This window comes from Winslowiella toletana (assembly GCF_032164335.1).
GTDB lineage: Bacteria > Pseudomonadota > Gammaproteobacteria > Enterobacterales > Enterobacteriaceae > Erwinia > Erwinia toletana_A.
In genome coordinates, this window is the sequence record NZ_CP134152.1 from 4,046,196 (window position 1) to 4,054,599 (window position 8,404).

At 46.1% G+C, this 8,404-nt stretch carries 7 protein-coding genes; all 7 read right to left on the reverse strand.

Going from position 1 to position 8,404, the window contains the following annotated elements; all coding sequences use genetic code 11:
• Positions 1-15: 15 nt before the first annotated feature.
• The 7 genes from RIN69_RS18645 to RIN69_RS18675 all read right to left on the reverse strand — a co-directional run bounded on the left by RIN69_RS18645 (position 16) and on the right by RIN69_RS18675 (position 8,297).
• A complete protein-coding gene (locus RIN69_RS18645) occupies positions 16-300 on the reverse strand; it encodes a hypothetical protein (RefSeq protein ID WP_313853690.1) in 285 nt (94 codons plus the stop codon).
• 116 nt (positions 301-416) lie between these two features.
• Positions 417-623, reverse strand: coding sequence for a helix-turn-helix domain-containing protein (locus RIN69_RS18650; RefSeq protein ID WP_313853692.1), 207 nt, complete (start codon positions 621-623; stop codon positions 417-419).
• A 10-nt stretch (positions 624-633) separates the two neighbouring features.
• Positions 634-1,221 (reverse strand): hypothetical protein, encoded by a 588-nt coding sequence (locus RIN69_RS18655; RefSeq protein ID WP_313853695.1) that lies wholly within the window; start codon positions 1,219-1,221, stop codon positions 634-636.
• A 430-nt stretch (positions 1,222-1,651) separates the two neighbouring features.
• The gene (locus RIN69_RS18660) at positions 1,652-3,343 is read right to left on the reverse strand and encodes a TolC family protein (protein ID WP_313853697.1); all 1,692 of its coding nucleotides are present in this window, start codon (positions 3,341-3,343) and stop codon (positions 1,652-1,654) included.
• A 4-nt stretch (positions 3,344-3,347) separates the two neighbouring features.
• Positions 3,348-4,532 (reverse strand): HlyD family type I secretion periplasmic adaptor subunit, encoded by a 1,185-nt coding sequence (locus RIN69_RS18665; RefSeq protein WP_313857800.1) that lies wholly within the window; start codon positions 4,530-4,532, stop codon positions 3,348-3,350.
• A 232-nt stretch (positions 4,533-4,764) separates the two neighbouring features.
• Entirely contained in the window at positions 4,765-6,987 is a 2,223-nt protein-coding gene (locus RIN69_RS18670) for a type I secretion system permease/ATPase (protein WP_313853698.1), read from the reverse strand.
• Positions 6,988-7,385: 398 nt separating this feature from the next.
• Positions 7,386-8,297, reverse strand: coding sequence for an OmpA family protein (locus tag RIN69_RS18675; protein WP_313853699.1), 912 nt, complete (start codon positions 8,295-8,297; stop codon positions 7,386-7,388).
• Between the last annotated feature and the right edge of the window lie 107 nt (positions 8,298-8,404).

Sequence of the window (8,404 nt, forward strand, 5' to 3'; positions counted from 1 at the left end):
GTATTTATTGTTAATTTAATCACCGAATGAGAGATGTACGGTCATTCTTTCAGAGTTATAACTATCGCGATCATAAGGCAAATAATTGCTACTTTTTTGTTGCCGTTCAGATTTGCTCAGTTTATCAAACATACCAGGCGATTGATGCCCGGGCATCATACAGACACCTTTAATACAAAAGTGTCTGTCAGTATTTTTATCTAATGACCACTGCAACGGCATTTCTTTGCTAATTGCTTGTGCAGAAAAATTACTGCACACCGTTATCAGCAGGGTAGACAAAATAAATTTTAGGCGCATTTTACATCCTGATTAGATTATGATTAGTGTACTCCACCGTCGTTAATCGATGAAATAATAGCATTTATAGTCAACACCTTACCCGTTATGAGGTAAGGCATTGATTAATATCTCGATTAACTTCGCTGGTATTCAAAGAGATCACCAGGCTGACAGTCAAGAATGTCACACAGTTTTTCTATGGTTGCCAGTTTAACCCCTTTTATCTTTCCATTTTTAAGCATCGAAAGATTTGCTTCAGTCATTCCCATCATTGCAGCCAGCTCTTTTGATTTTATCTTTTTCTTCGCCATCGCGACATCCAGATTTATAATAATAGGCATTTATATTACCTTAAATATAAAGATCCTGTTCATCCTTAATATTTTTTGATTCTTTGATGATCAGTGAAAGTGAGATAAGAATTACACCTTTTATGATATCGTAAGCGGCATCAAAAGACATGCCAACATAATAGACAAAGATTCTTTCTCCTTTAGGTAAACTGACTGATATTGCTAAGCTTTGTAATGTTTCAACGACAGAATAGGCCATCGGAGAAATCGCGCTTAAAATACCGGCAATCAATAATACGTCAGTATTTCTGTTGCTCCAGATTTCGCCTTTGGATAACCGCAAAAAGAATAGCCCTATCATAAATAGCTCTAATGCCGACAGCAGTACCGGTAAGCAAGACAGAATTACGATAAGTGTGTAGCTCAAATTGCTTAGCGTAAACCCCTGATCCAGCAGCAAAGGCTGATACGCTGCGAAATTAGCCAATATATTATTGAGGTATTGGCTCTGCGGTGACAGCCAGGCATACGACTCCAGCACCACATGACCTGCTGCCATTCCCCAAGTGAGCACCACGGTAAACAAGGCAAAAAAAACTAATCTGGCCTTAGCCGGGCTCAGATTGTGTAGTGGGTTCCCTTTCATTTTCATCTCTCCGATTCAAGAGATTATCATATTACGATAATTTTTTATTAGATCAAGATGTTTTTTTTGTTTTCTGGGAGGAGAGACTTCACGGTAAAAAAAAGACTCATATTATTGATATTTAAAGAAATAAACTGTCACTGTACTGCTATTTTCCTGAAAATATCGATGCTATCTCAGAGATTTTCGTCGCTTTAACCTTTTTCGAGTTACACCCGGCTGACTGGCATGAGAACAGAAATCCATCAGTTAGTTCGGAAATCCTCCAGGACTTAGCTCTTTTTTATTAAGTTATTGTGTTCAAGAAGAGTTGAATAACCGGATTAAACCAATTATTCAGATAAAAAAAGGCCTTCGCGACGAAGGCCAAGGGGATCAAAAAGGGAATATATTGTGTTGGAGAGCGCCTTTAAAACCACTGAATATTACACTAGTTGTTTTCCTTAACATCCAGCCAGTTCAACAGCATCGCCGCACTCGCCATAATACTCATATTAGACATATAGCCATCGTAACGATTATTAATGGCAGATAGCTGGTTATTGTAATGGTCGTTCTCTGCCGTCAGAACATCCAGTAACGTTCGCTGACCGAGGTTATACCACTGATCGTAAAACATTTGGCTTACTCGCGCGGTTTCCACTGATAAGCGGTCAAAGTCATCAGCACGAATAAACGATGAATCACGGGTCTGGACCATATTGTTAATCTGATATTCCAGATCACGATAAGCCACTTCATATTGCTGCTGTGCACCATTGGCTTTGGCTCGTGCCGCCATTTGCGCCGCCTTTTGTGAACCACCGCTGAAAACATTCCACTGAACGTTTACCCCGGTGTACCAGCCGTTTTCATCGCCATTTACATCTTTCGCCGTATCCTTTGATACCGTCCAGTTAATCTGCGGCAAGCTGGCTGACTGAATACTTTCTGCTTCATATTCAGCGGCTTTCACCTGGGCCTGTAAACTTAACAGACTGGGATTTTTATTCAGTGCCGCCAGAGCTTTGGATGGTGGCAGCTCAGCATCCTGCCATGAAATGCCTTCCGGTAAATTCGGTTCAACACCCAGCAGGCGAACCAGTTTTATACGACTGGTACTCAGCTGATGCTGAATGTCATCGAGGCTGGCGCGCGCTGACAGCAGTTTGGCTTTAGCCTGCACATATTCACTGGCACGGCCTTTATCGGCAGCAGTAATCTGTTCAAGCATATCCGCCAGTTGCTTCATACGTTTGACATAGGCCAGAGCCACCAGGCGATTCTGCTGATAGCGTGCCAGGTTGATTAACTCTGAAACCGTACTGTAGGCCAACTGCTCTTTGGTGTAATCCTGCGTTTTGATTGCCGCATTCATACTTTCCTCGGCGCTGCCTACCTGATTACTGATTTTTCCCCAGTCAAAAATCGGCGTCGTTACCGCCACTGAAGCACTGCTATCGCTGATTTTAGTATTATTTCGGGTAGTGGCTTCGCTGCCCTGATTTGCCAGTGGCGTTGATAATCCTACCTGTACCTGCGGCCAGCGTTGCCCTTTGGTCTGATCGATAGCATAACCGGCAGCCAGCACATCGGCCTGCGAAGACCGAATTTCCGGACTGTGCGCCAGAGCCATCGCCACCATCTTGCGCAGGAAAGCACGCGACGTGCTATTACGATTGCCGGATTCCGTCGTGGAAGAAGAGTTATCAGGCGTCCGCTTGTCGCTCTCACCTTGTATCTCGCCATCCCAGCGCACATTCTTGTATGCCGGATCGGGTTGATAATATTTCTTCACCGGTGGGAAGAGATCGTACGCACTGTCAGCAAATACCTGCTGGCTGGCAACCTCAGCCTCGACTTTACTGGCAGGTTTAATTTCAGCCTTAACTTCAGGCTTAATTTCAGGTTTTACGTCAGCCTTCACCACTGCCTGACTCTGCTGAACCGGCGCAATATCTGCGGCCTGCTGAGCATGCTGGCTGGCATAATCTTTTTGCATCACCATCGGGGGTAAAGAGGCTATATCCTGTTGAGTCAGCCCTGTCGAAGCCGCAGTTTCAGCCTGTGCAGACAGGGAGGTACAGGGTAAAGTCACCGCTATTGCCATTGCTAATTTTAAACGTTGTTTATTATTGACCACTGGCTTATCGCTCCCTGAAAGCTTCTCGTGCTTTTAAAACCGGCTTTAACAGATAAGACAGGATAGTTTTCTCACCTGTTCTGATTTCCACATCAGCCACCATGCCAGGAATAATAGGAAACGTTTTATCCTGAACGTGGAGCGCCGCCTGATTAGTGCGAATATAGACCCGGTAATAGCTGGAGTCTTCACGTCCCGCACGGGCTTTCTCTTCATCAACTAAGGTGTCAGAACTCAGATGTTCGACCACACCACTTAATCCACCATAAATGGAGTAGTCATAGGCGGTAATTTTTACCGTCGCGGGTAGGCCTGGGTGAATAAATGCCACGTCTGCAGGCTTTATTTTAGCCTCAACCAACAAGTTATCTTCCAGTGGAATAATGGTCATAATCTCCGCACCCTGCTGAATTACGCCACCACGGGTGGTGGTGCGAATGTTATTTACCGTTCCTCTAACTGGCGCAAGAATAGTGGTTCGGGTCATAATATCCTCGCGCCCGCGCAGAATTTCCTCAGCCTGTGCCAGCTCTGACTCCTGCTTATTCAGTTCGCTGTTGGCATCTGAACGAAAGCGGTTAGTTCGTTCTGCAATCTGCAAACGGAATTCATTTGCCTGGCGCTTCAGACGCAAGATTTCCACATCCGAAACTAACCCTCTTTTAGCCAGCGGTGCAGAAAGCCGCACCTCATCTTCGGCCAGAGACAGGCTTTTCTGTAGCGCATCGACGCTCTCATTTAGCGTCCTTAATTGCGCGTTATAGGCCTGGGTTTGGTCATTGACGATACTTTGAACTCGCAGTACCTCTGCAGGAAACACCAAAGGTGTATCGTAGGATTGTGCGCGCAGGCGGGCAATCGAAGCCTTAAGCCCTAATACCTTTGAAGAGGATTCGCCGTAACTTGAGCTGGCACGCGTTGGGTCCATCTTGAGCAGGACCTGGTTTTTTTCCACCACATCCCCTTCATGGACGTACAGCTCCTCGAGGATTCCCCCTTCCAGGCTTTGAATAACCTGCTCGCGGCTGGCAGGAATAATTTTCCCCTCACCACGGGTTATTTCCTCAACGCGGGCAAAGTGCGCCCACACCACGGCAACCAACAGAATTAAGCCAATGATATACAGCATAATCATACTGAATGGCGTTTTTTGCGAAATCATTGCCGCCTGAAGATCGTTAATAAACATCACATCTTCAGATTCAACCTTTTCCCGGGCATTCGCGTTGCCAGCTTTTCTCTTTGTTTTGCTTTGGTCGGCAGGACTGATAGCAATTCTTTTCAGGCTATTTTCATCATTGACGATTTCGCTACTGTTTTTTTTATTCGCGTCGTCTGCCGGCGGTGACGTCAAGTCATCCTTACGCATTATTCATTCCTTTCACTTGCAGCGAATTTCTTCCGCCTGAATTCAGGTATTTTTATTGATTAAGCTGAGCTTTTTTTTGGCTGTTTTTCTGGCTGTTAGCGTTCAGCATCGCAATTACTTCTTCTTTAGGTCCATCAATCTTCACCCGCCCTTCGTCCAGTACGATTAACCGATCAAAAATATTCAGCACGGACATCCGGTGAGTGACAATAATCAGGGTTTGGCCTTCGATGGCCTTTTGTAATTGACGAATAAAGGCGCTTTCGGTCAGCGCATCCATTGAGCTGGTCGGCTCATCCATTAGCAGGATTTTCGGCCGTAATAGCAGGCAACGTGCCAGAGCTACCAGTTGTTTCTGACCACCGGATAAAGCACTGCCCATTTCGCCTACCGGCATATCAAAGCCCAGCGGATGCTTAGCCGCAATATGGTCGAGGCCAGTCATCCTTGCGACGCGAAGAAACTCTTCGGTACTGGCTCCAGGATTACCGATGGTCACGTTGTAACGAAGTGTACCGTAAAATAACCGGCAATCCTGACTGACATAGCCGATCGCTGCGCGCCAGTCGGCTGGATCAACCTGCGTTGCATCAACACCATCAATAGAAATCTGTCCGCTGCGTGGCTGATACAGACGCCCCATCACGCGCAGTAGCGTTGATTTACCGCTACCAATACTGCCGATAATGGCAACGCGTTCACCGGCCTTAATATTGATGTTAATGTTATCCAGCACCGGTGGCGGAACCATCACTCCAGGTACCGGATAGGCGAAGCCCACTTTCTTCAGGCTTAAATTGCCGGTAAATTTTGGCGTCGGTAAATAGTTGATTGCCGCATCACGCTCTGTTGGCAAAGCCATTAACTGGTTAAGCGATTTCAGCGCGGTTTTGGCATGCTGATAACGCAGAGCAAGCGCCACGACGGCTGCCAACGGCCCCAACGAACGTCCAGATAAAATCACTACGCCGATCATTGATCCCATGGTCAAATCTCCGGCGTGGATCAAGTAAACACCGTACAGCACGATCACTACCGTTGTGACCTGCTGCATAAAGGTGACAAAGTTAGAAGTCAGAGCCGACAGATAGCGCGTTTTCATCGATGACGCCGCCGCCAGGGCACTGAAATCATCCCAGCGTTTTTGCATCACGCCTTCACCGCGGGCCGCTTTTAGCGCTTCCAGCCCTTCCACCGTCTCGATCAATAAGCCTTGTTTCAGCGAGATTTCACGAATGTTTTCACTCATATAACGGCTTAATGGCCACTGGATAAGCACGCTGACAATTAAAATAATCGGAATCGCCGCCAGCGGCACAACCGCCAGTGGCCCGCCAATCATATAAATGACAAACATGAACAGAATACAGAACGGCAAATCTGACAGCGTTGAAAGCGTTGCCGAGGTAACAAAATCACGCACTGCTTCAAAATCGCGTAACTGGTTAGCGAATGAGCCGGTGGATTGCGGTTTACTCTCCATCCGCATCGCCATCACCTGGCGGAACAGTTTAGCTCCCAGCACCAAATCGGCTTTCTTACCCGCGACGTCGATTAAATAGGTACGGACTTGCCTTGAGATAAACTCAAACACAATGGCTATTAATACCCCAATAGCCAACGACCATAGCGTGACGTAGGCCTGGGTGGGGATCACCCGGTCATAAACGTTCATGGTGAAGAAGGTGGTAGCCAGCGTCAGAAGGTTGGCTAACAGCGCCGCCAGAGCCGCGCTGTAAAAGTAATGGCGATAGCGCCACAGAGTGCTGAATAACCAGTGACCTTCGCGATTTGCCTGCGGCAGGATTTCATCATCACCGCGTTTATCAAGCTGAGGTTTGGCGTTCGCCACCATGGCGTAACCACTGTAATGCTTAGCGACCTCGGACTCACTTAACGTCAGACTTCCACCGCTTTCTGGTATTACCATCTGATATTGATAGTTTCCACGTCCACCTTTGCGGGCGGTGATAATGCAGTAGGTTCCATCGTTACGGGCAATCGCCAGCGGGAACAGGTAGGTTGAAATACTGGAGAGATCGCGTTTTATCCATCCGGCTGCGATACCCACCTGGTCGAGCATCCGCAAAGCCAGTTCAGGATCTAATTGTTTGCTGCGCGGTAAACCCGCGTATAACACTTCCCTGCTGGCAAGCTTATTGTGATGCTGGCACAACCATTCCACAGCCCACAACAGAGAATCAGCACCATGATCCTCAATATTGTCAAACGCCTGTGATGAAATCACCGGAGTTCCCGACAATTGTTCGCTCATAACCTATTCCTGGGTTTTTATTTTTTAAACCTGCAATGCAATATTCAGGCTATATAGATAGATTTTTCAGCGCGTAGAATATATTAACCTTCCCGATAAAGATAACAGGCACTTACTTAAACAGAAGATAAAATATAGGCAAATACTTAGATTAATCCTGATTATCTAAGACTATTTATTGTTGGAATGTTAAATTTCTTTTACTCTCATAACGTTAGGATTAAGTAAGTCAAAGATTAAAATAAATAAAAAACGTTGTAAAAATACATACCAGGAGTACTAAACCTGGAAATGGGTGAACGACCAGTACTTTTACAGAACACTCCCACAATAAAAAATAACGGGCTGCCTGTGGCCGCCCGTTATCTGGTTACTTATTTGTAACGTAACCAGCCATATTATTTGACAATAATATCTACCCGGCGGCTGTTACTGTTACAGCCTGAATTTTGCTGGCTGGCACTGACTCCACAGCCTTCCGCTGCCTGCGCCACACCCATACCACTGATATTACGGATAATATTAGGACTAACTCCTGAACGAACCAATGCCTCGAGCACGGTTTGCGCACGTTCTTCAGATAAGCGCAGGTTAGCATCACGATTTCCAATCGCGTCGGTATAGCCTACCAGCTGGATCTCTTTGATGCCGTTTCCTTGCCTGAGGAAGCGCACAATATTATTTAGCTTAGCGACGGATTCCGGCACGATGCCAGCATAATTGCCTTTGGCAAAGCGGAATAAAATGCTTTCCTGAATCAACACCACATCATTACCGTTAACATACTCGCAGGGCTTGACCTGTGATGCACGATTAATGATACGCGTTTGTTTACGCATCGTTCGCAGCGCTTCTTCAGCCGTTGCACGTTCTTCCAGAGCCGTTGTTGAACCACGGGTTCCAGGATTAACATGCAGAAAATAGGTCTCTCCTCCCCGGGCATTAATCTGACGCGCCGGATTTTTTTTACCTTCGTACAATGGTTTATCGTTAAAGTAGGATTCTATTGCATGTGGGCCGGGGGCCACACAGAACACCGTAAACTCACCCGGCATTAATGCAGACTGCAACTCACGGTCAACGTAGATGGTCGCCGGAATTTCACCCTTAGGATAGAAAAACACAATTTGCGCCAGTTCCGGCACTACTCTGGCAACCGGACGATAACCCTGAACAATACGACTCTGAGCAGAAGCATTATTCTCATTAATACTCCCCGATTCAGCCAACACATTTAACGATAATGCACTAAGTACTACAGCTAATACACTAACGACAACCTTCTTAACGCTATGACAAACTAATTTCATTATATTACTCCGGGCTTACCCGATTTATTCATCCATAAATGGCAATCACTTGCCTGATCATTTTTACGTCATTGCAATGACATTAATAACCTTACCTTTAAATTTAT